Genomic DNA, 21978 nt, shown 5'->3' with positions numbered 1-21978 from the left:
GTTATCGCGATCTTCTCCGCAATTTGCCGGCGCGCCTGGCGCGCGCCGGTGGGATCAGCCAGCCAACAGGTAACCGAGATGGACGTGCAAGAAACCACGGCAGCATGCCGGGACGCTTTCGCCGAGCTGGCGTCGCCAGCGTGCATCCACGACCCCTATCCGTTCATGCGGTGGTTGCGCGAGCACGATCCGGTGCATCGCGCGGCGTCGGGCCTCTTTCTGTTGAGCCGCCACGCCGACATCTACTGGGCGCTCAAGGCCACGGGCGATGCCTTTCGGGGACCGGCACCGGGCGAACTGGCGCGCTATTTCCCGCGTGCGGCGACCAGCCTGTCCCTCAAACTGCTGGCGTCCACGCTAGCGATGAAGGAACCACCGACGCATACGCGTCTGCGTCGGCTGATCTCGCGCGATTTCACCATCCGCCAGATTGACAACCTGCGGCCGAGCATCGCGCGCATCGTCGCGGCGCGCCTGGACGGCATGGCGCCCGCATTGGAGCGCGGGGAGGCGGTGGACCTGCATCGCGAATTCGCGCTGGCCCTGCCCGTGCTGGTCTTCGCCGAACTGTTCGGCGTGCCCCAGGGCGACATGTTCGGGCTCGCCGCCGGCATCGGCGCCATTCTGGAAGGCCTGAGCCCGCACGCCAGCGATCCCCAGCTCGCCGCGGCGGACGCGGCCAGCGCCAGGGTGCAGGCCTACTTCGGCGACCTCATACAGCGCAAGCGCACCGATCCCCGCCACGACATCGTGTCGATGCTGGTCGGCGCACACGACGACGATGCCGACACGCTGTCGGATGCGGAGTTGATCAGCATGCTGTGGGGCATGCTGCTGGGCGGTTTCGCCACCACTGCTGCGACCATCGACCATGCGGTCCTGGCGATGCTGGCGTACCCCGACGAGCGGCACTGGCTGCAGGGAGACGCCGCGGGGATTGAGGCATTCGTCGAAGAAGTCCTGCGCTGCGACGCGCCCGCCATGTTCAGCTCCATTCCGCGTATCGCCCAGCGCGACATCGAACTGAGCGGCGTGATGATCCCGAAGAACGCGGACGTGCGCGTGCTGATCGCGGCCGGCAATCGCGACCCGGACGCCTTCGCCGACCCTGACCGCTTCGATCCTGCGCGGTTCTACGGCACCAATCCTGGCATGTCGACCGACGGGAAGATCATGCTGAGCTTTGGCCACGGCATCCACTTCTGCCTCGGGGCGCAACTGGCCCGGGTGCAGTTGGCCGAGAGCCTGCCGCGGCTCGAGGCGCGCTTCCCCACGCTCGTACTGGCCGAGAAGCCGACCCGGGAGCCCTCCGCGTTCCTTAGGACGTTTCGCTCCCTGCCCGTGCGGCTGCATGCGCAGGCGGGGGGCTGAGATGCGCGTCGTGGTCGACCAGGATCTGTGCGGAACCACCGGGCAGTGCGCGCTGACGCTGCCAGTTGTCTTTCGCCAGCGTGAACCGGATGGCGTGGCCGAAGTGTGCGTGGCGACGGTCCCCGAGGCGCTGCACGCCGCCGTGCGGCTCGCGGCCAGCCAATGCCCGGTTGCCGCCGTTCGGGTCATCGAAAGCGACGCTGGCGATGACGATAGCGCCAGTGCCGAACCTGTGCCTCCTCCGGCAGAGGCCGAGCGGCATGCCGCGAAAGAGCAGCGCAATGCAGGAGGACGAGATGGGACGGTTTGAAGGCAAGGTTGCCGTGGTGACCGGCGCCGGCGCCGGCATCGGCAAGGCATGCGCGCTCGCCATCGCGCGGGAGGGGGGCCGAGTGGTGGTGGCCGACATTGATGGCTCGGCGGCCATCGCCTGCACCGCGCAGATCGCGGCCGAAGCGGGTCAGGCGCTTGCCCTGGCCATGGACATCGCAGATGCGCAGGCGGTGGCCGCGCTATTCGAGACGGCGGAGCAGCACTTTGGTGGGGTCGACCTGCTGGTGAACAACGCAAGCGCCATGCATCTGACCCCGCGCGACCACGCGATCCTCGACCTGGACCTGGCGGTTTGGGATGAGACGATGGCGACCAATCTGCGTGGCACGCTGCTCTGCTGCCGGCAGGCCATCCCACGGATGATAGCCCGTGGCGGTGGCGCGATCGTCAACATGTCGTCGTGCCAGGGGCTCAGCGGTGACACCGCGCAGACGTCCTACGCCGCGTCGAAGGCGGCGATGAACATGCTGTCGGCCTCGCTCGCCACCCAGTACGGTCATGCGCAGATCCGCTGCAACGCGGTTGCGCCGGGTCTTATCATGACCGAACGGCTCCTCGCCAAGCTGGACGAGTGCATGCAACGGCATCTGCGTCGGCACCAGCTCCTGCCGCGCGTCGGCCGCCCCGAGGACGTGGCCGCGCTAGTGGCTTTCCTGCTCTCCGACGATGCTGCGTTCATCACCGGCCAGGTCGTGTGCATCGACGGCGGCATGCTGACGCATGTGCCGACATACGCCGACGGTGGCAACAGCCGAGCCGCGCGGCCGGCCGGCGACACCGCCGAAGCGGCCGCTGCGCCAGGGAGGTGATGGACATGCTGCTCAACCCGCTGAACCGTCGGCACCGGCTGCGGTACGACATCCCGGTCTTGCCCGGCGCCTTCCCCGTGGTCGGGCATCTTCCCGCCATCGTTTGTGACCTGCCGCGCCTGCTGCAGCACGCGGAACGGACGCTGGGCAGCCACTTCTGGCTGGACTTCGGCCCTGCCGGACAGCTGATGACCTGCCTGGATCCGGATGCGCTCGCATTGCTCCGGCACAAGGACGTGTCCTCGGCGCTGATCGAAGAGATCGCGCCCGAAATCCTTGGCGGAACGTTGGTCACTTTGAACGGTAGCGCGCATCGGCAGGCACGCGATGGGATCAAGGCGGCGTTCCTGCCCAGGGGACTGACCGGGGCCGGCATTGGCGAGCTGTTCGAGCCCGTCATCCGGGCCCGCGTGCAGGCGTGGCGCGACAGCGGTGAAGTAACGATCCTGCCCGAAACCGGCGACCTGATGCTCAAGCTTACTTTCATTCTCATGGGCATCCCCGCCCAAGACCTGCCGGAGTGGCATCGCAAGTACCGGCAACTGCTGCAGTTGATGGTCGCGCCCCCGGTCGACCTGCCCGGAACGCCCTTGCGGCGCGGCCGCGCCGCCCGCGACTGGATCGACGCGCAGTCGCGCCAGTTCATCCGCGATGCGCGCGCGCATGCCGCGCGCACCGGGTTGATCAACGACATGGTGAGCGCCTTCGATCGCAGCGAAGACGCGCTCTCCGATGACGTCCTGGTCGCCAACATACGCTTGCTGCTGCTTGCCGGTCACGAGACCACCGCCTCGACGATGGCCTGGATGGTGATCGAGCTGGCGCGGCAACCTGAGCTGTGGGACGCCCTAGTCGAGGAGGCGCAACGCGTGGGCGCGGTGCCGACTCGGCACGCGGACCTGGCGCAGTGTCCGGTCGCCGAGGCGTTGTTCCGCGAGACGCTGCGCATGCATCCGGCGTCCTCGCTCGTACCGCGTCGCGCGACGCAGGATTTACAACTCGGCCAACGGCGCATTCCCGCGGGCACCAGTCTATGCATCCCGCTGCTGCATTTCTCGACCTCGGCGCTGCTGCACGAGGTGCCTGATCAGTTCCGCCTGGCGCGGTGGCTGCAACGCACGGGGCCGATCAGGCCGGTGGACATGCTGCAGTTCGGCAGCGGCCCACACGTCTGCATCGGCTACCACCTGGTATGTCTGGAACTGGTGCAGTTCAGCATCGCCTTGGCCCTGACCATGCACAAGGGCGGGGTGCGGCCGCGGTTGCTGAACGACGCCGAAAAAGGCCGGCGCTATTACCCGACAGCACAACCCTCCATGAAAATCCGCATCGGATTCTCATGAGCTGGCATCCGTATACCCCGCCTGGCGTGGCAGCGGCGCCGGCGAACACTGCAGCGGCTCGCCGCTCGCTCTGGCCGTCTCCTGCCAGATACAAGGACATGAACAACATGCAGACTTTTCCGACGCTACACGACGACATAACTGGCGTTTCCCCGCTTGGCGGATTGGGGGCGCAGGCGAGCGGTGGATCCGGCACGCTGCTGCCGGAGATCTGGATGCAGGACGGCGCAAAGCGGGTCGAACAGGCGCTGGCGCGTCGTCTTTGCCCCGGAGACGACGGTGAGACCGAGCTGATGGCGGCGATGCGCTACGCCGCCTTGAATGGCGGGAAGCGCACCCGCGCCTTGCTCTGTATGGCTGCCGGCGCACTGGCCGACACGCCGGCGCACACGCTCGACGACGTCGGGGCCGCCATCGAGATGATGCACGCCTGTACCCTGGTTCACGACGACCTACCCGCAATGGACGACGACGTGCTTCGCCGCGGCCTTCCGACCGTGCACGTCAAGTTCAGCGAAGCCACTGCGATTTTGGTCGGCGATGCGCTGCAGGCACACGCCTTCCTGACCCTGGCGAGCCTGGATGCTCCCAGCGACAACCGTATCGCGCTCGTGCGCGAACTGGCGCAGGCGGTATCCGCCGAGGGTGCCGCAGGCGGCCAGGCCATGGATCTGTCGCTGGTTGGAAAGCACGTCGAGCTGGACAGGATCGTGGCGATGCACCGGATGAAGACCGGAGCGCTAGTGCGCGCGTCCGTTCGCATGGGCGCGCTATGCACCATCACGGAGGATGCCGCTCACGCTGCCCTGTACGGAGCGCTCGATCGCTACAGCGCCTGTATCGGCCTGGCGCTGCAGGTGATCGACGACATTCTCGACGCGACAGCGGATCAAGCGACGTTAGGCAAGACCCCCGGCAAGGACGCGGCGGCGCATAAGCCGACCTGCGCGTCGATCATGGGGCTGCAAGCAGCGCGCCAGTTCGTGGCGGATCTGTTGCGCGATGCCGCGGAGGCCATCGCCCCGCTGGGGCCGCGTGCGGAACAGTTGGCGCAGATGCTGCAGCGGGTCAATACCTATCTGGTCAAGCACACGCCATGCGCATGAGTGCGCCCGTCCGCATGGAGTCGCCCCTGTGCCGCTGCGATTGGCCGGCAGCAGCGGTGCATAGTGCTCTATGTCCGAGTCCTCGACGCCGGTCGCAGCGGTGGCCCAAGAAGGGTGCGTCGCGCCCTCGCAAGCCTAGGCGGACCGGCGCCAGCATCGGGGTCGGCGACCTGCGCGACGTCTGCCCGAGCTGTGTTCCTGTCAACCGTCTGCAGAAGGAACATTCGGCGTGAACGCGCTGTCCGAACAGATCCTTTCCGAGTTGCGCCTTCTGCTGAGCGAGATGAGCGATGGCGGCAGCGTCGGTCCGTCCGTCTACGACACGGCGCGCGCTCTGCAGTTCCACGGCGTTGTCAGCGGCCGGCAGGACGCATACGCGTGGCTCCTTGCGCAGCAACAGGCCGATGGCGGATGGGGAAGCGCGGACTTCTCGCTGTTCCGCCATGCGCCCACTTGGGCGGCGTTGCTAGCATTGCAGCGTGCCGACCCTCTTTCCGGTGCTGCCGACGCAGTCCAGGCTGCAACCCGGTTCCTCCAGCGCCAGCCCGATCCCTACGAGCATGCGGTGCCGGAAGACGCGCCGATCGGCGCGGAGCTGATCCTGCCGCAGTTTTGCGCCGAGGCCGCATCCTTGCTGGGCGGCGTGGCGTTTCCGCGCCACGCGGCGCTGTTGCCGTTGCGGCAAGCGCGCCTGGTCAAGCTGGGGGCGGTGGCGAAGTTGCCGAGCGGCCATCCATTGCTGCACTCCTGGGAAGCCTGGGGGACGTCGCCGACCACCGCATGCCCGGATGACGACGGCAGCATAGGCATCAGCCCGGCGGCCACCGCAGCATGGCGTGCGCACGCCGTGACACAGGGGAGCACGCCGCAGGTCAGGCGCGCCGATGCGTATCTGCAGGCGGCATCGCGGGCGACGCGCAGCGGCATCGAAGGTGTCGTTCCCAACGTCTGGCCGATCAATGTGTTCGAGCCATGCTGGTCGCTGTACACCCTGCATCTGGCCGGGCTGTTCGCGCATCCCGCGCTCGCCGAGGCGGTGCGCGTGATCGTTGCGCAGCTCGACGCCCGCCTGGGTGCGCGCGGTCTGGGCCCGGCCTTGCACTTCGCGGCCGATGCGGACGACACCGCCGTTGCATTGTGCGTCCTGCGCCTTGCAGGCCGCGACCCATCGGTCGATGCGTTGCGCCATTTCGAAATCGGCGAGCTGTTCGTCACCTTCCCCGGCGAGCGCAATGCCTCGGTGTCAACCAACATCCATGCCCTGCATGCGTTGCGACTGTTGGGAAAGCCCGCCGCCGGCACCAGCGCCTACGTCGAGGCCAACCGCAACCCGCACGGTCTATGGGACAACGAAAAATGGCACGTTTCGTGGCTGTATCCCACCGCGCATGCGGTCGCTGCGCTGGCGCAAGGCAAGCCCCGGTGGCGCGATGAGCGCGCGCTGGCGGCGCTGCTGCAGGCGCAGCGCGACGACGGCGGCTGGGGCGCCGGTCGCGCGTCCACATTCGAGGAAACCGCCTATGCGCTGTTCGCGTTGCACGTGATGGACGGGAGCGTGGAGCCGACAGGGCGCCGGCGCATCGCGCAGGCGGTGGCGCGTGCGCTTGAGTGGATGCTCGCCCGCCACGCGGCGCATGCGTTGCCGCAGACGCCGCTGTGGATCGGCAAGGAATTGTATTGCCCCATCCGGGTCGTGCGCGTGGCCGAGCTCGCCGGGTTGTGGCTGGCGCTTCGTTGGGGGCGGCGCGCCCTGGCCGAGGGAGCAGGAGCGGCGCCATGATCGAGACCGAACGCGCGCTGCAGCAGGTGCTGGAGTGGGGGCGTTCCCTGACCGGGTTCGCCGACGAGCATGCCGTGGAGGCGGTCAGGGGCGGCCAGTACATCCTGCAGCGCATCCAGGCGAGCCTGCGCGACACCAGTACCCGCACCGGCCGCGATCCGCAGGACGAAACGCTGATCGTGGCGTTCTATCGCGAACTGGCGCTGCTGTTCTGGCTCGACGATTGCAACGACCTTGGCCTGATCGCGCCGGAGCAGCTCGCCGCGGTGGAGCAGGCGCTGGGGCAGGGCGTGCCGTGTGCGCTCCCCGGATTCGAGGGCTGCGCTGTGCTGCGCGCTTCGCTGGCCGCGCTCGCCTACGATCATCGCGACTATGCTCAGCTTCTCGACGATACCCGGTGCTACTGCGCGGCGCTGCGCAACGGACACGCGCAGGCGGCAGGGGCGGAACGCTGGTCCTACGCCGAGTACCTGCACAACGGCATCGATTCGATCGCCTACGCGAACGTGTTCTGTTGCCTGTCATTGCTGTGGGGGCTGGACATGGCGACCTTGCGCGCGCGTCCGGCGTTTCGCCAGGTCCTGCGGCTCATCTCCGCGATAGGGCGCCTGCAAAACGATCTGCATGGACGCGACAAAGACAGGTCGGCCGGCGAGGCCGACAACGCGGCGATCCTGCTGCTGCAGCGCTATCCGGCCATGCCTGTGGTGGAGTTCCTCAACGACGAGCTGGCCGGCCATACGCGCATGCTGCACCGGGTGATGGCGGAAGAACGCGTCCCCGCGCCGTGGGGACCGTTGATCGAGGCCATGGTGGCCATCCGCGCGCAGTACTACCAGACCTCGGTCAGCCGCTACCACAGCGACGCTGCGGGGGGAGGCCAGCGTGCGCCGGCCTGAACGCGCGGGAGGCGGCGGCGTGCGCGCGCTGCCGTCGGTGCGATCCGACGCAGCGCCGTCGCCCGATGCGACGCATGGAGCGAGCATGAGCGACACCGCCCTGAGCCGGCGCAAGGACGACCATCTGGACATCGTGCTGGATCGGCGAACGGCGCCGGCCACGGTCGCCGCCGGCTGGGAGTACATCCGTTTCGAACACTGCGCATTGCCCGAGTTGGACCTGACGCAGATCGACCTGCGCGCCTCGCTGCTAGGCAAGACCATGCGCGCGCCGCTGCTGATCAGCTCCATGACCGGCGGCATGCCACGCGCCGAGGCCATCAACCGGCATCTGAGCGAGGCAGCGCAAGCCTTGGGGATCGCCATGTGCGTCGGTTCGCAGCGCGTGAGCCTGCAATCCCGCAGCTCCCAGGGGCTGACGCGCGCGCTGCGCCGCCTGGCCCCAGACATTCCGTTGCTGGCCAATATCGGCGCAGCGCAACTGCGCGTGGCCGACGGCCTGGACCTGGCGCGCCGGGCGGTGGATGCGCTGGAGGCCGATGGACTCATCGTTCATCTCAATCCGCTGCAGGAAGCGGTACAGCCGGAGGGCGACCGCGACTGGCGCGGCGTCCTGGCGCAGATCGCTCGCGCCGCGCGCAGCGTGGGCGTGCCGATCGTGGCCAAGGAAGTGGGGTCGGGCCTGTCCGCCTCGGTGGCCTGTGCGCTCGTCGAAGCGGGTGTGGCGGTGATCGATGTCGCCGGCGCCGGCGGCACCAGTTGGGCCGCGGTGGAGGGCGAGCGCGCCCGCGATGCCGCCGACCGTGCAGTGGCGATGGCGTTCGCCGATTGGGGGATTGCGACCCCGGCCAGCGTGCTGGCGGTACGTCGGGCGCTGCCAACGGTGAAGCTGATCGCGTCGGGTGGGATCCGCGACGGCGTCGACGTAGCCAAGGCCATCCGCCTGGGCGCGGACATCGCCGGGCAGGCGGCCGGCGTGCTGCGCGCGGCGACTGTGTCCACCGAGGCGGTTGTCGCGCATTTCGAGATCGTCATCCGCCAGTTGGCCGTCGCCTGCTTCTGCACCGGCTCGGCTGATCTGGCGGCGTTGCGTCAGGCGCGCTTGCTGCCGTCGGCGCATCTGCCCGCCAGTTGATGCCGGCTCGCCCGCACGTGGCGGCGGGCGCCTAACAGGCTGCTGAAAAAGCTAGGCCAAAGAGAGCCTACTGATCCACCTTGGCGAGGCGGTTCGATGCGCGGGTACGATGGGTTCATGGAGCAGCTGTTCACGATGAAGCGGTTGGAGGATTTCGTTTCAGCCGATCATTCACTGCGCCCGATCCGCTGATGGTCAATGTAGCGCTGGTGCGGCTAGACGGCTTGTTTTCCGGCATGCACGCCTGCAGTGCCAAAGGCGGTCGCCCAGCCTTGCGCCGGAGAATTGCTGCGGGCCATGTTGTTGCGGGTGTTCTACCGCGTCACTTCGAAGCGGCTGACGCTGGAGACGGACAAGGGCTATGACGCGGCCCGAGTTCATTAAAGCGCGAAATTGAGCCTTGCCAACTCGTCGACTAGGCGGCGACAGCGGCGGGGTTCTGGCCCTCACCGTTGTAAAGAAACCTTCTTGCGCGTTGATATTCAGTTTGTCGTCCTCAGACCAGCGACACCGCCGACCCGATCGCTACCTATTTCTCACCGACGCAGGGCGGCCCTCACCAAAGGGATGCAGCTCGACTCAGAAGCTAGACGGACGTCGCATGCCCTTTCCCAACCAGTCTCGGAAGGGCCTTCCAGACCTTGTGAAAGGCTGCAGCGTAAAGTTCCATCACGTCGGCATCATTCGGCGGAGCAATCTCGGATATGTAGAACATCGTGTCCAAGAGTTTCATCGTATTTGGAAAGTCGGCAGCCCTCCAACTGTCGTGAATGTTGGGGAGATATTCGAACACGGGTTTCCTAAGCCAGACCCAAACGGGCACACCTTCAGCCTTGAGCAAGTTGACGATGAAATCCCTTCCTGCGGGGCCCGCGCTGAATCCGAGGGATTCCGGTTCGATACGAAGAGGAAAATTGAGCATTGACTGATGCTGATCCGACGGATTGAAGAGTGGGAGTAGTCCAGGAAGTTCCCTGATCATGCCCCATAGGAGCTGCCCGTTATTTCTTCGCTTCTGCAGTTGCGTGTCGAGATTTGTTATTCGCGTGTTTGCTATGGATGAGGAGAAAACGTTAGGACGATAATTATATCCTTGTGCGCAAGGGGAGAATATGCGCTCACCGTTTCGAGCTGAGCTCGCCAGTGACACGCGATCGACATGCTCGATCAGATTGCTGTCTTCCGTCAGGATGAATCCTAGCTCGCCCGACCCCAGATGCTTGGCCCCGTTTCCTGATAAAGCGAGTGCGTCGCTATCGAGGTGCGTTCCGTCGAAGATCGCTTTGGCAGCTGCGATTGTCTGGCAGACATCGTCAATCAGCGCGACACCTTGGGTACGCGCAGCTGATCTTGCATCGGGAACAAGAATGTTATTGCCAAAGAGATGGGTGGTGAGGAGTGCGGCGACATTCGGTGCGAGCTTTTCGGCGGTGGACTTTTGATCAATGCCGGCCAAATCTAGATCGACATCGACGAAGATCGGCCGCAGACCACAAATTGCTATCGGCCCGACCGCTCCGGGCCAATTCAGGGCTGCGGTAACCACGCGCTCGCCGCGGCTTTTGAAGTAGTCGAGTGCAATGTGGATGGCCGCCGTACCACTGCCGACGGCGCGCACCATCCACTTCCCGGTCCACATGGAGAGGTTTTGCTCCAACTCGGTCACAATCGGGTGGTTGACCCGATGATATTTCCCGCTCTCCACTACTGCGCGGAGAGCATCTAAATGCTTCTTCTGTGCGGCTGGCCAAGTCGTTATGCGCTCAGGGGAAAACACAGGATCGCCGCCAAAGAACGCCAGCTTCATTTCCGGGGAGGCCGAGCTGGCTTGGTTTGCATCCGTATCAATGCGGGCACGTTTATTCATCCATTTCTCCGGTTAAATCGGGGAATACGCAGGTCATTCTGTCGGCGACATAAAGTACGATAAAACATGCTCATGCCAGTTCAACTGAGTATAAGAAATATATTTTAGAATATACTTTGAATTATGTTCGCGTGGACTCTAAATTGCCGTCGTGTAGGCGAACAAATAGGAAGGCGTACAATCTGCCGTGCCCTTGTGCCGGACAGCATCGCGGGTGATCGGTTCGTGAAAAACTCAGTGATGTCTTCCGCGATGAAACCTGAACTGAACCATGTATCCACCGTTGTGGGCGGCAGATGCTGCAGCAACTCTCCGCCCCGCGCGTCGATCGAGGCACTTTCACGGAGGCGCGTCTGTGCGACCCGGCAACGGATCAACCGCCATCAGGTCATGAAGCCCGAACAAAGCTCCCCAATAGCGGGGAAATTGTCAAAGAGCTGGCGTGGTGTGTTTGGAAGCAGGCACGAAAAACCGCAGGCCGCGAAGGCAGTGCGGCGACCTCGTTATACACAGCACTTCAGGCGCTACCCGAGCTCTCGACCAATGAGGGTCCATCAAACGAACGGTTGCCAAGCCATCTTTCGTCTTTGCGAATGACCTGAGATGCGGGCAACAAACTTTTGGCGCGAGAGGATTACGCGATGGATCTTCTGATAAGGCGACTAAGGGAACAAGACTTAGGCGAACATACGACGGCTCCTGGTGATCGTGACAGGGCCGGTTCCGTAGGGCTGGTTAAGGGAGGCCAAAGCAGTCATCGGTTGATGCCGGCTCAATCTCTAATTTCAGCGGGAACGTTAGGGCCTGCAAATCGGGGGCGTCTACTACAAGCCTTATATGACATGGGACCGTCTAGCAGAGCGGATCTCGCGCGCTTTACCGGCGCCAGTCGAGGAACCATCGGCGGGATTGTTCAACCTCTGCTCGATCAGCATATTCTCGCAGAGGGAGAAGCGATTCCGCCTAACAAAGCCGGGGGAAAGCCGGCCACTAAATTGTGGTTCTCCAAAGAGGCCAAGCCTATATGTGCGGTTCTCCTAATGCATGATCGTGTGCATACGTGCTTGGTTTCGCTGGAGGGTGAGATCTATGCCAAGAATGTCGCGGAGGTGCCGCAAGCTCTGACGAGCGCTTCCGACGTGTTCCAGATTGTCAGCGGCTGTGTCGAAAGAACCATCACATCCGGTAGTTATCCAATCTTGGGGATCGGCGTTGCAGTTGCAGGAATGATCGATACGGAAACCGGTGCAATTGTACGCACCGACCTTGTGCCGTATCTCGACGGTTTTCCAATAAGAGCGGAGTTGACCAAAAAGTTTGGCGCTCCGGTCGTAGTCGACCAAGATACCCGGGCGTTGATTGTTGGCGACCGATGGTTTGGCCAAGGGCGTGGCCGGAGAAACTTCGCCGTGGTTTACATCGGTGAGACTCTAAGAGGGGCACTGTTCCTGAACGGACATGTTCATCGGGGAACTGCGGGGGCAGGTGGCGAAATCGGTCATACAATCGTGGAGCTCAATGGTCGGGCATGCCACTGTGGGCGACGCGGATGTTGGGAAACAGTCGCAACGCTGGAGTGGTTAAGGGAGCAAGGTCAATCAAAGGGGCTGCCGAAAGCTCACGCGCTCAACGCCGGCCGTTTGGTGATACTAGCCGAGCAAGGCGTTAACGAGGCCGAGGACCTACTGCAAGAGTACGCATTCAATGTTTCGGTTGGGTTGGCTAATCTTCAGCATTTGATAGCACCAAACTGCATTATTCTTCATGGAGATGTCGTGCATGGGGGAAGGCGGATGCTCAGTCTGATCGAAAGAAACTTTCGGGATCAGCTACTCGACCGTCCTGGTGACGAGATTATGCTAGCCCTTGGGGACAGGGAAAATGTGGCTGCCCTGCGAGGTGCAGCTGGACTCATTCTCTCAGAACTGCTTAATTTCGTTATCTGACCAATGAGCAAAGGCATTGTCACGTCCTCGGGATCGGAGCCCGCCTTATCTTACTGGAACCGTCGGAACGTGCACTTCCCGATCCTCTAGTCTCCCCGCTTAACCTCACATCCGCCTCTCAAACCGTTCCTCCCGAGCCGAAGCCTTTAATGCTATGAAAACACCATGGAAATTCTTTGTTAAGTTGACGTCGCGGCGATCCTCGGCGAAAGCGCCAGACAGTTCGGATGGCTATGACACCGATCCCGAGGCTCTCGAGCGCAATGTGGAGCACACGTCAACACTTCCGACCAATTCGACGCAAGCTGTCAGCCAACCTGGTCACGCTGAGGACGTATCGGTGGATCAAGTGTCGGCCGCATCGGACGAGGCGAAAGTTGATGATGAGATCGAGGAGGCAGAAAAGCCGCCGTTAGATTTTGAAGAGGCCCAACCGGCAGCGCGTCTCGAAGCAGATCATTCGGGGGGCAAAACGAATTCGACGGCGCTAACAAGCACGGCGGGCACAAAGTTGCGAATGAAACCGGCAACAAAGGGTCGAGAAGGGAGGAAGAAAGCCAGGGCCCACGTGGCTGCGCAGAACACCGCTTCAAAGAATGATAAAAGTGTGAAACCCCCATCCTCAAGAGATTTGTTCTTCCATGATGTGGCAACACTCGACGAGGAAATCAAGATGCTTAGAACCCAGCTGGCTCGGAAGCTTTATCTGCAGAATGTTCAGCTTAAGAAGATGCTTGAGCGATTCGAAACTTCGTGAGCGTGTGTCATGTCCCTCATACTTGCGTCATCTTTTGCCCGGCCGTTCGCCGCCTCGTTGAATGATCTCCAGCCTGCTGGACACGATCCACTCCGGTCCAAACGCTACGACGCCGCCGTCACGCCAGGCTTACTCCTTCCTAATCGGGCAGCGACGCTCGAAAAGGGCACGATGGCGTTTGTGATGTTTGGCCAACCCATAAAGGCCAGTGAGGACAGTTGCGCTCGATTGTCGTCTTTCTGACACCGTCGGACATGAAGCACTGGTCCACAGAGTGGCCCATCGTTTCAAAAGGCTTTTATGGGTTGGCACGGCACTTGCTCGACTAAGCACAGCTCCCCACGGATGATCGAGCAGGACACATCCATGAACAGCCCCGTGGAGCTGCAGTCGGCACCGCTCTGCGTGGCCTCTACAAGCGAAGCCGCCCCCGCTCAAAATGCGCTTGGTCGGGCGCGCGACAGGCAACTCCCCACTGCAGATGGGTAAGCCAACATGCGAGGCGGCAGTGCCGCTGGGTCGTCGGGTCGTCGCGCCTGATGAAGCGTTACGAATTTGGAGCGTGCCGCCAAGGCGGCCGCGCTTCCGTGGGTTCCCGTTCAGACGAATATGAAGTCCGACGCGGTCAGGCGCAGACTAGCGAGGTTGGACACACTGTCCACCTCAGACAGGTGAGCGAACACATCCACGTGATTTCCCGAGGTGACATAGGCGAGATCCGCCGTATGGGTCTTGTAGTTGTGGTAGACGATGATGTCGCCGGCGCTCTCGCCGGATATCGCGCTCGCGGCGGCAGAGCCATCGGCGAAACTACGGTCGGTGATAACCACGACGTGCTCGCCGTTCGCACCCGGGGCGTTGCCGCTGTAGAAGGTGTCCACCGGGTAACCTGACTGCACGCTGGCGTGGTTGATGAAGTTTGCGCCAACGCCATCGTTGTAAAGCCCCGGCGCATCGAAGGCGAAAGTATCCTGCTCCGGGTCGAAATCCGCGATGGTGGTGATATCCGGGTCGGGCCCCTGTTTCGGAAGCCCGGGCATTGGGTTATGCTGCCCGGGCATCGGGTCATGGAACTGGAACACGAACGTGTCGCGGCCTCCGTCACCCCTTAGCCAATCCCTGCCGTCACCGATGAACAGAACATCATCGCCGCCACCGCCGCGGACATAGTCATTGTCCTGACCGGCCACGCGGGGTTGGTATCGATCATTGCCGCCGTATAAAACGTCGCTGCCGTCTTCGCCGTAGACCTGGTCATTACCCGGGCCGCCAAACACCCGGTCATTCCCGGCGCCACCGAAGGCTCGGTCAGTGCCCGCGCGACCGTCGATCCAGTCATTGCCGCCGTAATTCCAGAGCAGATCGTCATGATCGCTGCCGATGAGGGTATCGGGGCTCCTCGCTGCCCTTGAAGAACTTTTCCCAGAACTTGAAATTTTCCATCGCAATGGTCCTTGTGTTGCAGCGCCCTACCGCTGCGGGACGCCTTCATACCGTTCATCGCATAAGCCGAGTAATCTATTGTTGTGATCGAATGCATCGACGTGACGGATGGATGTGCGCGCGCCCTTCGTGAACGAGGCCCGCGGCAGGTCGCCGAGATACCGTGGTTGTCGGTAACGAGTCGCTGCGTAGCGACAGTAGCGGCATCATCCTGTCGCCCTGGGTTTCACGATGGCGAAAGTGCGGCAATTGATCAGTAACAAACCCGTAAACGTGCAAACTTGCCAATGTGATGCCATGGCAGCGCTGCAAGTCGCCAGCCCAGGGATAGCCGCCGGGATTGATGAGCTGTATAGCTTCTAGATGGAGGAGACCTCGCCACAACGAGCGTAAGGGCCATCGTTTTCAGCAGGCCAGCGTGCCTTCCCTCCGCAATGATCGCCCCTTGTCCGAGGACCACGATCTTGTCGGCCCCGCGAATGGTGCTCAGTTGATGAGCGATGGCGATGATCGTTTTGCCGGCACGACGTAGATCTTCAACCACATGGTGGTGGCCGTCTCGATTTGCTCCCGTTTAAAGCTAACCTGAGGCTTGGTGGTTTCTTCCGCCGGAAGTTTTGAGGAGAGTGTGACCTCGATGATGTTGGCCATCAGTCCTTTGCGTTCGCGGCTTGGGGTATCCGGCTCTTTCCAGAGCTCGTTGAAGTCGGCCGTCATTGCGACCAATCGCTCGTGGACGGCTTTATCGAGGATGAGTTGACCGTGCTCTCTGCCACGTTCGCGCTCTTCGCGGGCACTGGCCAGCGGTCAGAAGGACAGATCGGCTCCAATGGATCCACCCTGTCTCGCCACCTTCATAGGCCGCACATCGTTGAATCTCTCTTGCCAGAGCAAAAATACTTCTTTTGATCACGATCCTTTGGCGAGACGCCGTCGACGAGATGCGCTACGAGCGAGAATTCGCTCCCGGATTCACACAGATATCGCGCTAACTGCCAGTTGTTCAACTCACGGGTATAACTCGGAGCGCGCCTCAGGACGGTTCGCCGCTGCCTGACCGTCGTAATCTCCTCGACCCATGCAGCGTCACTAAGTCTCAAGCTGGCGGTTGCGATAAGGCTCCTCACCGGAGAGCTCTTTTCAGCCTTCTCGATAAACAAGTAATCTAAACCGGTCGTCAATAAAGTCCGGACGGCGTCGGTCACGTTTTGGACGACGGGTTCGTATCGGTTGTTAAACGAGGTATTGAGAAGTACCGGACAGCCCGTTCTTTCTTTGAAAGCCGATATGAGCCTCCAAAAACCGAAGTTAGCAGATTTCGTGACGACTTGTACCCGCGCTGTCCCGCTGGCATGAGTAACGGCACCGAGTTCGGCTCGTTTTTCTTCTCGCACCTTGGTCACAAAGACCATGTGTTCCATGTTTGGATTCGATGGTAGCGGGATGAAATAGTCATTGAAGTCCTCCGCGAGTACTGCTGACCCAAATGGGCGGAAGCTCTCTCGCTGCTTGATCGCGAGATTGATCCCTTGCCAGTTCTGTCGAGGTCGAGTGTCTCCAAGTATGCTTCTGTTGCCAAGCGCGCTCGGCCCGAACTCGGACCTGCCTCTCGCCCATCCGACTATTTTACCTTCAGCCATTTTTTCAGCGGCGGCCTCGAAGACGTCATCACATTCAACAATGTGCAGCCCTCCTTCCCACGTTTTGATCTCGCGACGAATATCATCATCTCAACTATAGTCGTCGTACCGCCGGGGGCAGTCAGCCCAATTCGATTAAGAGTTTGCAGTCTGGCGGCCATGAGCATTCCGCGTTTCTGACATGCGATGCCAATGAGACCATGAAACCTATTCACCCGAAAGCGATGCCGGCCGATCGACGGACCCGGCAAACACCGAACTATGGCTCGCAGCGGAGTGGAAGGACGCAAAGAAACTGAAGGGGCCATTCGAGCCTGACGATGCTGCTGCCTGATGAAAGGGCCAACAATGACATTGCGACTCCGAAGCCTCTAGTAATGCACTGCTAGGGCGCACTACTGTGGCGCACCACCATGACGCACTAGTAAATCTATGGGGCCAAGGCAAATGACGGCAGAGATCGCTGGGTATTGCGCGTTGTGTCGGTCGAGGTGCGGCACAGTCAACAGGGTTGACAACGGTCAGCTCGTTTCTGTGCGACCGGACCTTTCCCACCCCACCGGCAAAGCGATGTGCATGAAGGGTCGGGCCGCACCCGAGTTGGTCCATAGCCCGTATAGGCAACTTTATCCGATGCGGCGAACAACCCCCAAAGGGTCCGCGGATCCCGGATGGGTACGCATCACGTGGGAAGAGGCATTGACGGAAACAGCGGAAAAACTCGCCCGCGTGAAGGCAGAAAGCGGAGCCGAGTCCGTCGCCTTTTCAGTGACTACCCCGAGTGGGACACCGCTCTCGGACAGCATCGACTGGATCGAGCGCTTCATTCGCCATTTCGGCAGTCCAAACAGCTGTTGCGGAACGGAAATCTGCAACTGGCACAAGGATTTCGCTCACGCGTTCACCTTCGGCAGCGGCATTCCACCCGCAGACTATGCGAACGCCGACACGATCCTGCTGTGGGGCCACAACCCCGCCAATACCTGGCTCGCGCAGGCCAATGCCATTGCAAATGGTCGTGACAAGGGAGCTAAGCTTGTCGTCGTCGACCCACGTCCGACGGCTCTTGCAAAGCAGGCCGATGTCTGGCTGCCGGTTCGCCCGGGAACCGATGGCGCCTTGGCACTCGGCTTGATCCGACTGATGCTTCTGGAGCGGCTCTATGACAACCAGTTCCTGAGGACCTGGACGAATGCGCCGCTTCTGGTTCGAAAGGACACTGGCCTTTTCCTGCGCGAACAGATGCTATGGCCTGACGCGTCACTCAACAGATACGTCGTATGGGACGAAAAACACAACGTGCCCTTCCCAATTGAAGGCGACAGAGTGCTTCCTTTCGAACAGAGCGCGACACTGCGCCTTCGCGGCGACGTCGACGTAATTGTTGCCGGGAAAGCCCCGGCCCGGATCGTCTGTACCCCGGCTCTTGAGCTCCTCGCCCGTGTCGCGGCGCCCTACGACCCGGAACACGTCGAACACATCACCGGTGTTGCACCGGCTTGTCTCACGGCAGCAAGCAAGCTCATGGGCGCCGGGCGCCGGATCGCCTATCACGCTTGGACCGGCATCAGTCAGCACAGCAATTCCACTCAAACCGAACGCGCCGTCGCCAGCCTGTATGCCCTTTCCGGCAGCTATGACGTCGTCGGCGGAAACCGTGTTCGTCGCGGCCCGTTTTACCGTCCCGTCAATGGGCTGGGAGCGCTTTCTCCAAGTCAGCTCTCGAAGGCTCTCGGGGCGGACAAGCGTCCGATCGGACCGCCTGCTATGGGGTGGGTGACAGCCCGGGATATGTATCTTGCCGTCACGGAAGCAAAACCCTACCCAATACGCGTACTCCTGGCCTTCGGTACGAATCTACCCCTCTCCCAGGCTGACAGCGCCCTTGCCGAGGAAGCACTAAAGACGCTGGAGTTCTACGCCCATTGTGATCTCTTCGAAACGCCGGCGGCTCGCTTTGCGGACATCTTCCTCCCAGTCAACACACCGTGGGAACATGAGGGCATCCGCTTCGGTTTTGAAATCAGCGACGAAGCAGCGTCGCTCGTGCAGCTACGCCAGCTCGTGGTCGAGCCGCGCGGAGAATCGCGCGCTGACAACGAAATCGTGTTCGATCTGGCCTGTCGCCTCGGAATGAAGGACGAGTTCTTCGGCGGCAACCTGGAAGCGGGCTGGAACTACATGCTGGAACCGCTTGGCCTTTCGTTGGCGGATCTGCGCGCAAATCCGCGGGGCATCAAGTGCGAAATCGATTCCCGAGAGCGCAAATATCAGCTGCCGCACCATGACGGTAGCGGCCGAATCCGGGGTTTTGATACAGAGACGCGAAGGGTCGAACTCTATTCAGAGCTTTTGTATCGAAACGGCCAGCCGGCCGTTCCCACCTTTCACCTCCCCGCGGAGGACGAAATCATCAGACGCAACGGCACCGCGAAACGATTCCCACTAGTGCTGAGTTGCGCCAAGAACGGCTATTATTGCCATAGTCAGCACAGGGGGCTTGTCTCGCTGAGAAAGAGAGCTCCGGAACCGATTGCGGAGATCGGCCCGGGCCTCGCCCGCAATCGTGGCATTCATGAGGGTGACTGGATCCGGATTTCGACACGCAACGGCGCTGCGCGTTTTGTCGCCCGTGTCGTACCGAACCTCGCTGACGACGTCGTGATGGCCGAATTCGGCTGGTGGCAGGCTTGCCCCGAGCTCGACCGCACCCTCCTTCCGATCCGCGGGCCGGAAAGCAGCAACGCGAACAGCCTGATCTCGGCCGATGTCGTCGATCCGGTGAGCGGCTCGATCCCGCACCGCTCGTTCCGTTGCAACATCGAGCTCGATCCGCTGACTGAGCGGCGACAGCGGGCCTGGTCGGGCTTTAGCCCCTTTCGCGTCGTCAATGCGATGATCGAGGCGGAGAACGTTCGCAGCGTGACCTTCGAATCGATCGACGGACATGAGTTGCCTGATTTCCGGCCCGGCCAGCATATTCAGGTTCGCATTGATGACCAACTTCAGACAAGTCGTGCCTATTCGCTGACCGGAGCAGCCTATGTCCAAGGTCGCAAGAGCTACAGTATCGCTGTCCGGCATCAGAAGGGCGTTGCGCCGGATGGCACGAACTTCGAAGGCCGGATGTCGGGCTATATTCACCGTGAACTGAAAGAAGGCGACATCGTCGAGCTAAAGGCGCCTTCCGGGAACTTCATTCTGCCGCGTAACTCCCCGCAGCCTCTCATATTGCTCGCCGGCGGCATCGGCATCACGCCCTTCATCAGCCTTCTGGAATCGCTGCCGGATGGCGACCAGACGGAGATCTGGCTCTTATACGGCAATTTGAACAGTAGAGCGCATGCCTTCCGAAACAGAATTGCCGAGCATCGCCAACGCCTGCCCGGCCTGCGGATCAGGGATCACTATGACGCTCCGCTGCCCGATGACGTACAAGGCCGTGATTATTTCAGCGGCACCCGGATCACCGCGGAAGTCGTGCCGAGTGACGTGATCCAGCGACAGCCTCGGGTCTACATGTGCGGACCGCCCGGTATGATCAAGGTTTTTGCCGATGGCCTTGTGGCGCGCGGTATACCGCGTTTCGATATTTTCAGCGAGGTCTTCCGTTCGCCAACAGGCCCGATTGTTGATGATGGTCGGCAATATGCAGTGACATTTTCGCAATCTCGCAAGGCTCCGGATTCGTGGTCTGCGGCACAAGGGCCATTGCTTCAATTTGCCGAGAAGCTTGGCCTTTCACTGCCGAGCGGTTGCCGCGTGGGGCAATGCGAGAGCTGCGCCGTCCGCGTCGTGTCCGGAACTGTCCGCCACCTTCATGGAACCGAGCCGGATGATCCAGCCGTCTGCCTGACCTGCCAGGCGATCCCGACGAGCGACGTCGTGCTCGACGCGTGAGCGTCCGCGCCCAGATTGTCGAGGCGCCCGAGGCTGCCGGAGCCGTCGCTGGCGGCGATCGCGAGATCAGCAATTTCTCGTGGAATTGTTGAAGAGACGTCCCGGCCGCTTTGCCTGCGTTCATGGAATACGGAAAAGGGCCCTGTGTTCGCCACCGGCATCTTTGGGGCGCTTCGCCAAGCGAAAATTCTTGTCGCGACGGGTGCCACTGTCAAGCATTGCAGGCCGCGCGCGGAGCGGGAAGGGATCAATCGGCTCCTGTGCGGTCTTCCAGAGTAACTAAACGCACTCCAAATGCCGTCCTTTTCATGCCGCTGACAAAGTCGGCGGATCGCAGGTGAACAGGTCAATGCTCGCGCTGGTTCGGGCGGTGAGGGGCTTGGCCGTGGGTAAGCGGCGAAACCATAGCCGCCACCTGGGATAGTATTTCGCGCATCCAGAGGCTTGCCGGATCACTGTTGTGAAGGGCGGGCCATTGAACGCTTTCGATCAGCGGGGGTAATGGCAGCGGGAGCTCGACGATCCGCAGGGGTATTGTTTTACGAAATGCTGCGCTAGCAGCAAGGGCACGGTCGCTATGCGTTCGGTGCCTGACACCACCGGCATAATCATGCTAAAGCCCTGCACGACGACTTCGATACGTCTCTTCAGACCGTGCTCGAGCAAGTACCATTCCTCGGCGGAGGGCTTCCGGGTGTTGCCGAACTTGACCCCAACGTGCCCCATCGACATGTATTTCTCGAATGTAAGTGGCTCTGATAGCTGCTCGTTCGTGGCACAACCTACGCACACAAATGTATCCTCAAACAGTGCTGCGTGAGGATGCATCGACATGAACATTTCCGGTACAATCAGAAAATCGATTTCGCCGCGTCGGAGAAGCTCCTCGTAGTCGTCGGCAAGAGGCAGACAATCGAAGCTGACTCCGGGAGCTTCCTGCCTCGCACGCTCCACGACCTTTTGAAAAAATACGAGTGTCACGTAATCGGAAAACACGACTTTGAAGCGGCGATCCGACCGGGCCGGATCAAAGGGTTTTGGAGAAACAATGGAGAGCTGAATGTGCAGCAGAGGATCATGTCCCAGGGAGTGGTGTAGGTGGCGGCTTTGGTCGCCGCGTTCTCCGGCATGGGCCGGGATGATCAGCGCGCCACGGCTGGCAGGCTGATGAGCGGATCATCGCTCATCTGGCTGATGGTTTCTAGCGTCATGTATCTGGCGCGTTGGACAGCCCATTCGTCGTTCTGCTCGAGCAGGATCGCGCCGACGAGGCGGACGATGGCGTCATCATTGGGGAAGATGCCGACGACCTCGGTCCTGCGCTTGATTTCGCCGTTGAGGCGCTCGATCGGGTTGGTGCTGTGCAGCTTGGCGCGGTGCTCCTTCGGGAAGGTCATGTAGGCGAGAACGTCTTCTTCGGCATCATCCATGATGGCGGCGAGCTTGGGCACCTTCGGCCGGATCTGGTCGGCGACGGCGCGCCATTGGGCGCTTGCGGCTTCCGGCGTCTCCTGGGCGAAGGCGGTGGCGATGAAGGCGGAGACGACACGCCGACCGCTCTTGCCGGCGTGGGCAAGAACGTTGCGCATGAAGTGGACCCGGGGGCTGTTGAAGAAGTCTCATGCATCTGATTCAATTGAGATAATCGG

General features: G+C 61.9%; 15 protein-coding genes and 3 pseudogenes. 12 read left to right on the top strand and 6 right to left on the bottom strand.

The features are described 5' to 3' along the window. Positions 1 to 78 precede the first annotated feature (78 nt). The 9 genes and pseudogenes from CO664_RS27095 to CO664_RS31420 all read left to right on the top strand — a co-directional run. Positions 79 to 1371, top strand: coding sequence for a cytochrome P450 (locus CO664_RS27095; RefSeq protein ID WP_097540463.1), 1293 nt, complete (start codon positions 79 to 81; stop codon positions 1369 to 1371). Position 1372: 1 nt separating this feature from the next. Beyond that, positions 1373 to 1681 carry a ferredoxin gene (locus tag CO664_RS27090; RefSeq protein WP_097540461.1) on the top strand — a complete coding sequence of 103 codons (309 nt, stop codon included), beginning with the start codon at positions 1373 to 1375 and terminating at the stop codon, positions 1679 to 1681. Next, positions 1668 to 2513: an SDR family oxidoreductase gene (locus tag CO664_RS27085; RefSeq protein WP_097540459.1), complete on the top strand. Its 846-nt coding sequence runs from the start codon at positions 1668 to 1670 to the stop codon at positions 2511 to 2513. The genes CO664_RS27090 and CO664_RS27085 overlap by 14 nt, the downstream gene beginning before the upstream one ends. Continuing rightward, positions 2513 to 3856, top strand: a complete 1344-nt coding sequence (locus CO664_RS27080) for a cytochrome P450 (protein ID WP_097540457.1) — start codon at positions 2513 to 2515, stop codon at positions 3854 to 3856. The genes CO664_RS27085 and CO664_RS27080 overlap by 1 nt, the downstream gene beginning before the upstream one ends. Positions 3857 to 3954: 98 nt before the next feature. Further along, complete coding sequence (locus tag CO664_RS27075; protein WP_176536688.1) at positions 3955 to 4962, top strand: polyprenyl synthetase family protein; 1008 nt, start codon at positions 3955 to 3957, stop codon at positions 4960 to 4962. Positions 4963 to 5191: 229 nt separating this feature from the next. Beyond that, entirely contained in the window at positions 5192 to 6742 is a 1551-nt protein-coding gene (locus CO664_RS27070; protein ID WP_097540455.1) for a hypothetical protein, read from the top strand. Continuing rightward, on the top strand, positions 6739 to 7641 hold the full coding sequence (locus CO664_RS27065; protein WP_097540453.1) for a hypothetical protein: 903 nt from the start codon (positions 6739 to 6741) through the stop codon (positions 7639 to 7641). Before CO664_RS27070 ends, CO664_RS27065 begins: the two co-directional genes overlap by 4 nt. A gap of 85 nt (positions 7642 to 7726) precedes the next feature. After that, positions 7727 to 8776, top strand: a complete 1050-nt coding sequence (gene fni / locus CO664_RS27060) for a type 2 isopentenyl-diphosphate Delta-isomerase (protein WP_097540525.1) — start codon at positions 7727 to 7729, stop codon at positions 8774 to 8776. Between the two features lie 96 nt (positions 8777 to 8872). Beyond that, positions 8873 to 9124 (top strand): annotated as a pseudogene (locus CO664_RS31420) (IS5/IS1182 family transposase); the annotation flags it as partial. A gap of 238 nt (positions 9125 to 9362) precedes the next feature. On the opposite strand, the gene CO664_RS27055 reads toward CO664_RS31420, so the two are convergent. After that, positions 9363 to 10583: a DegT/DnrJ/EryC1/StrS family aminotransferase gene (locus tag CO664_RS27055; RefSeq protein WP_234820039.1), complete on the bottom strand. Its 1221-nt coding sequence runs from the start codon at positions 10581 to 10583 to the stop codon at positions 9363 to 9365. Between the two features lie 701 nt (positions 10584 to 11284). Between CO664_RS27055 and CO664_RS27050 the strand changes: the two genes are divergently transcribed. Both CO664_RS27050 and CO664_RS27045 read left to right on the top strand, forming a co-directional pair. After that, entirely contained in the window at positions 11285 to 12589 is a 1305-nt protein-coding gene (locus CO664_RS27050; RefSeq protein ID WP_234820028.1) for an ROK family protein, read from the top strand. Positions 12590 to 12743: 154 nt separating this feature from the next. Then, positions 12744 to 13346 (top strand): hypothetical protein, encoded by a 603-nt coding sequence (locus CO664_RS27045; RefSeq protein ID WP_097540448.1) that lies wholly within the window; start codon positions 12744 to 12746, stop codon positions 13344 to 13346. Positions 13347 to 13945: 599 nt separating this feature from the next. Here CO664_RS27045 and CO664_RS27040 read toward each other — a convergent pair. The 3 genes from CO664_RS27040 to CO664_RS27025 all read right to left on the bottom strand — a co-directional run bounded on the left by CO664_RS27040 (position 13946) and on the right by CO664_RS27025 (position 16429). Next, positions 13946 to 14794: a calcium-binding protein gene (locus CO664_RS27040; RefSeq protein WP_337441803.1), complete on the bottom strand. Its 849-nt coding sequence runs from the start codon at positions 14792 to 14794 to the stop codon at positions 13946 to 13948. 481 nt (positions 14795 to 15275) lie between these two features. Then, the gene (locus CO664_RS27030) at positions 15276 to 15506 is read right to left on the bottom strand and encodes a hypothetical protein (RefSeq protein ID WP_176536687.1); all 231 of its coding nucleotides are present in this window, start codon (positions 15504 to 15506) and stop codon (positions 15276 to 15278) included. Positions 15507 to 15643: 137 nt separating this feature from the next. Then, entirely contained in the window at positions 15644 to 16429 is a 786-nt protein-coding gene (locus tag CO664_RS27025; protein WP_097540445.1) for a carbamoyltransferase C-terminal domain-containing protein, read from the bottom strand. Positions 16430 to 16861: 432 nt separating this feature from the next. On the opposite strand from CO664_RS27025, the gene CO664_RS27020 reads away from it, so the two are divergent. Further along, entirely contained in the window at positions 16862 to 20329 is a 3468-nt protein-coding gene (locus tag CO664_RS27020; RefSeq protein WP_337441802.1) for a molybdopterin-dependent oxidoreductase, read from the top strand. Between the two features lie 346 nt (positions 20330 to 20675). Here the strand turns inward: CO664_RS27020 and CO664_RS27015 are convergent. Beyond that, positions 20676 to 21400: pseudogene (locus tag CO664_RS27015) on the bottom strand (LysR substrate-binding domain-containing protein); the annotation flags it as partial. A gap of 71 nt (positions 21401 to 21471) precedes the next feature. After that, positions 21472 to 21930, bottom strand: a pseudogene (locus tag CO664_RS27010) (transposase); the annotation flags it as partial. Positions 21931 to 21978 lie beyond the last annotated feature (48 nt).

This window comes from Sinorhizobium sp. NG07B (assembly GCF_002532005.1).
Lineage (GTDB): Bacteria > Pseudomonadota > Alphaproteobacteria > Rhizobiales > Rhizobiaceae > Sinorhizobium > Sinorhizobium fredii_C.
Note: the sequence above shows the minus strand (reverse complement) of the source record. Positions and strands in the feature narration are given on the sequence as shown.

Bases quoted from the DNA above. Each gene is read 5' to 3' on its own strand.
- CO664_RS27025 (WP_097540445.1), bottom strand. From the start codon at position 16,429: ATGGCTGAAGGTAAAATAGTCGGATGGGCGAGAGGCAGGTCCGAGTTC.
- CO664_RS27050 (WP_234820028.1), top strand. From the start codon at position 11,285: ATGGATCTTCTGATAAGGCGACTAAGGGAACAAGACTTAGGCGAACAT.
- CO664_RS27095 (WP_097540463.1), top strand. From the start codon at position 79: ATGGACGTGCAAGAAACCACGGCAGCATGCCGGGACGCTTTCGCCGAG.
- fni (WP_097540525.1), top strand. From the start codon at position 7,727: ATGAGCGACACCGCCCTGAGCCGGCGCAAGGACGACCATCTGGACATC.
- CO664_RS27020 (WP_337441802.1), top strand. From the start codon at position 16,862: ATGGGGCCAAGGCAAATGACGGCAGAGATCGCTGGGTATTGCGCGTTG.
- CO664_RS27075 (WP_176536688.1), top strand. From the start codon at position 3,955: ATGAACAACATGCAGACTTTTCCGACGCTACACGACGACATAACTGGC.
- CO664_RS27085 (WP_097540459.1), top strand. From the start codon at position 1,668: ATGGGACGGTTTGAAGGCAAGGTTGCCGTGGTGACCGGCGCCGGCGCC.
- CO664_RS27090 (WP_097540461.1), top strand. From the start codon at position 1,373: ATGCGCGTCGTGGTCGACCAGGATCTGTGCGGAACCACCGGGCAGTGC.
- CO664_RS27065 (WP_097540453.1), top strand. From the start codon at position 6,739: ATGATCGAGACCGAACGCGCGCTGCAGCAGGTGCTGGAGTGGGGGCGT.
- CO664_RS27080 (WP_097540457.1), top strand. From the start codon at position 2,513: ATGGACATGCTGCTCAACCCGCTGAACCGTCGGCACCGGCTGCGGTAC.
- CO664_RS27045 (WP_097540448.1), top strand. From the start codon at position 12,744: ATGAAAACACCATGGAAATTCTTTGTTAAGTTGACGTCGCGGCGATCC.
- CO664_RS27055 (WP_234820039.1), bottom strand. From the start codon at position 10,583: ATGAAGCTGGCGTTCTTTGGCGGCGATCCTGTGTTTTCCCCTGAGCGC.
- CO664_RS27030 (WP_176536687.1), bottom strand. From the start codon at position 15,506: ATGACGGCCGACTTCAACGAGCTCTGGAAAGAGCCGGATACCCCAAGC.